Origin of the sequence: Heyndrickxia coagulans DSM 1 = ATCC 7050 (assembly GCF_000290615.1) — a bacterium.
Classification (GTDB): Bacteria; Bacillota; Bacilli; order Bacillales; family Bacillaceae_C; genus Weizmannia; species Weizmannia coagulans.
Genome location: NZ_ALAS01000060.1, coordinates 1 through 2,581, shown reverse-complemented (window position 1 = coordinate 2,581; position 2,581 = coordinate 1). Strand labels below are relative to the sequence as shown.

2 protein-coding genes are annotated in these 2,581 nt (G+C 49.4%); one reads left to right on the top strand and one right to left on the bottom strand.

Annotation, left to right across the window (positions count from 1 at the left end):
• Positions 1-333: 333 nt before the first annotated feature.
• Entirely contained in the window at positions 334-1,503 is a 1,170-nt protein-coding gene (locus IC21_RS02400; RefSeq protein ID WP_029143130.1) for a MalY/PatB family protein, read from the bottom strand.
• 117 nt (positions 1,504-1,620) lie between these two features.
• On the opposite strand from IC21_RS02400, the gene IC21_RS02395 reads away from it, so the two are divergent.
• Positions 1,621-2,268 (top strand): carboxymuconolactone decarboxylase family protein, encoded by a 648-nt coding sequence (locus tag IC21_RS02395; protein WP_029143131.1) that lies wholly within the window; start codon positions 1,621-1,623, stop codon positions 2,266-2,268.
• The last annotated feature ends 313 nt before the right edge of the window (positions 2,269-2,581 follow it).

Here is a 2,581-nt window from a genome sequence, read left to right as displayed (position 1 = left end):
CTTGGAACAAGAGGGTTAGCTCGGTCAGTTTTCGTTGGCTAGTAAAAGCAACGATAAGTCGAGAAGCCCCCACTTCAATCAAACCGTAAGCTTGATAAGTGGAGGGTAGTTCACTACATCAAAAGAAAAGGCTGATATCCTGCTTCAATTGATAACAGCAAACGTGCAAGAAACGATCCAGTACCTTGAAAAAAGCAATAACATCCGGTTTAACGGCAACAATATTTAGGGCTAGCAGAAAATACTGACCCTTCCAAATAAAACTCCTTCATCCCGCATTGTAAGCGCCCAAAACCCGGGCCGGCCCAAAGTTTTTTGGGCCGGCTTCTTTCCTTAGGCAAAGGCCTTTTCCAGCCTGTTTAAGCCTTCCATCAAAATTTTACGCGGGCAGGCGATGTTCATGCGGATGAAGCCTTCTCCGCCAGGACCGAATTTGCTGCCGATTTCGACGCCGAGCTTTGCCTTTTTCCATAAACGGTCCTTCAATGCCTCTTCTTCCAGGCCGTATGCACGGCAGTCGAGCCATATTAAATACGTGCCTTCCGTTTCCATTACCCGGATTTCCGGCAGGCGTTCCGCGATGAATCGTGCCGCTGTATCAATATTTTCCTTCAAGTAAACGAGGAGCGCATCCAGCCATTCACCGCCGTTCCGGTATGCCGCTTCCATGCCGACAATGCCAAATGTATTCAACGCGGATGTCCCGTTTACCGCCTGCACATCTTTGAACTTTTTGCGCAGTTCCGGGTTTGGAATGATGACGGCAGAAGCTTTGATCCCGGCCAGATTAAACGTTTTTGTCGGCGCAATGCAGGTGATGGTCATATCGCGGTACTTGTCTCCGAGTGATGCAACCGGCACATGGGTATGAGGCGGGTACACAAGGTCGGAGTGGATTTCATCGGACAAAAACAAACAGTTATACTGCGCGCAAAGATCCGCCATTTTTACAAGCTCGTCTTTCGTCCAGACGCGCCCGCCCGGATTATGCGGATTGCAGCCTAAAAACAGCTTTGCCCCTTCTTTTAGCCGCGCTTCAACCTGCTCCCAGTCGATTTCAAACCGGTTTTTCACAAGCTTCAGCTGCGCGTTTGCGACAACACGGCCGTTTTTTTCAACCATATGGAAAAACGGATGGTACACCGGAGACATCAGCAGCACTTTATCGCCCGGTTCGGTAAATGCCTGAATGGCTGTGCTGATCGCCGGCACAATGCCAGTGCAGTATGCGATCCACGCCGGGTGGATGTCCCAGTTATGGCGCTTTTTCAGCCATGCCTGAATCGCTTCTGCAGTGGAATCCGGCACAAACGCATATCCGAGGATTTCGTGGTCAACCCGCTTTTTAATCGCTTCCGCCACTTCATGCGGCGGGTTGAAATCCATATCAGCCACCCACATCGGGAGCACATCTTCCTCCCCGAAGACCTGTTTGACCTGTTCCCATTTAACAGAAGCGGTATTTTTCCTCTCAATGACTGTATCAAAATCAAACAAAACCATCACCATCCTGATATTCATCTTCTTCCCATTTTACCACACAAAAGCAGATGAATATTCATTTTCGGATGGAAGGGCTATAATGAAAAACAAGTATTCCAATTGGGAGGAGTGTCCTTTATGTCGTATTATGAAAAAGATAAGCTCAAACATCTATCGAAATTAAAAGACCTTGCGCCGGAACAGGCGGCTGCTTTTGACCGTCTCAATGCCGAAGTATTTAAAGACGGCGCCGTTTCCGCCCGTGACAAAGAAATCATTGCGGTCGCCGTGGCCCATGCGACAAAATGCCCGTATTGCCTCGACATTCATACGAAAAAAGCAAAAGCGGCCGGTGCCAGTCTCGAAGAACTTACAGAAGCGGCATTTGTGGCAGCAGCGCTGGAAGCAGGTGGCGCAGTGGCCCACAGTGTCCATATGCAGCTTGCCCTGATTGAAGATGCCGGTGATACGATTTACAAAAAATCCAATATGAAAAAACTATCCAACATGAACCATCTTGCCAAAGACGGCTTTGCGGCCTACAATGCGTTCGGTGCTGCTTCCATGAAAGCCGGCAAACTGCCCGCACTTGTCAAAGAACTGGCTGCTGTTGCGGTCGCCCATATTACCGAGTGCCCGTATTGCATTGACTATCATTCCAAACAGGCGCAAAAAGCGGGCGCAACGGAAGAACAGCTTGCGGAAGCCATCCTTGTTGCGGGCGCGCTCGCAGCAGGGGGTGCCTATACGCATATCGCGAATATGATTGACAGCTACGAAAGCTGACCCGGGCGTCGGAAGAAAAGCTTTTGAACGCAGGGTTTTTGCAGGCGGCGCCTCCATTTAAACGGGAGTATGGCCGGTAAAAGCAGATGAGAACTGCACAACGGAAGAACGGCTTGCGGAGCCGGTCCCGTATGAGATGAAAAGTCTGCGAGCGTTTTTTTACGGTGAAAAGGGCAGCAGGGGAGCTTCAACTTGCTGCCCTGTTTTTTTAGTGAAAAATTCCAAGAGGTAATTGCGATGTTACAGACTCCTTGTAGCCCAAGGGTTTGAAAAAAGGATAAAAAAATTTTCCCCCTAAAAAGAGGGGGAAACA